Raw genomic sequence first — 765 nt, forward strand, 5'->3', positions numbered from 1 at the left:
CTCCGTGGGGTTGCCCGATCAGAAAACGCTTAATATCATTATGGGGAAGGTGATGCTGCCAACTTACTGATTTAGTGTATGATGGTGTTTTTGAGGTGCTCCAGTGGCTTCTGTTTCTATCAGCTGTCCCTCCTGTTCAGCTACTGACGGGGTGGTGCGTAACGGCAAAAGCACCGCCGGACATCAGCGCTAGCGGAGTGTATACTGGCTTACTATGTTGGCACTGATGAGGGTGTCAGTGAAGTGCTTCATGTGGCAGGAGAAAAAAGGCTGCACCGGTGCGTCAGCAGAATATGTGATACAGGATATATTCCGCTTCCTCGCTCACTGACTCGCTACGCTCGGTCGTTCGACTGCGGCGAGCGGAAATGGCTTACGAACGGGGCGGAGATTTCCTGGAAGATGCCAGGAAGATACTTAACAGGGAAGTGAGAGGGCCGCGGCAAAGCCGTTTTTCCATAGGCTCCGCCCCCCTGACAAGCATCACGAAATCTGACGCTCAAATCAGTGGTGGCGAAACCCGACAGGACTATAAAGATACCAGGCGTTTCCCCCTGGCGGCTCCCTCGTGCGCTCTCCTGTTCCTGCCTTTCGGTTTACCGGTGTCATTCCGCTGTTATGGCCGCGTTTGTCTCATTCCACGCCTGACACTCAGTTCCGGGTAGGCAGTTCGCTCCAAGCTGGACTGTATGCACGAACCCCCCGTTCAGTCCGACCGCTGCGCCTTATCCGGTAACTATCGTCTTGAGTCCAACCCGGAAAGAC

Annotated in this window: 1 pseudogene; it reads left to right on the forward strand. The window is 54.5% G+C overall.

Features of this window, described 5'->3' with window-relative positions:
* Positions 1 to 103 precede the first annotated feature (103 nt).
* Positions 104 to 190: pseudogene (locus C1A35_RS35650) on the forward strand (IS1 family transposase); the annotation flags it as partial.
* Between the last annotated feature and the right edge of the window lie 575 nt (positions 191 to 765).

The sequence above is a fragment of the Ensifer adhaerens genome (genome assembly GCF_002940685.1).
GTDB classification, from domain to species: domain Bacteria; phylum Pseudomonadota; class Alphaproteobacteria; order Rhizobiales; family Rhizobiaceae; genus Ensifer; species Ensifer adhaerens_E.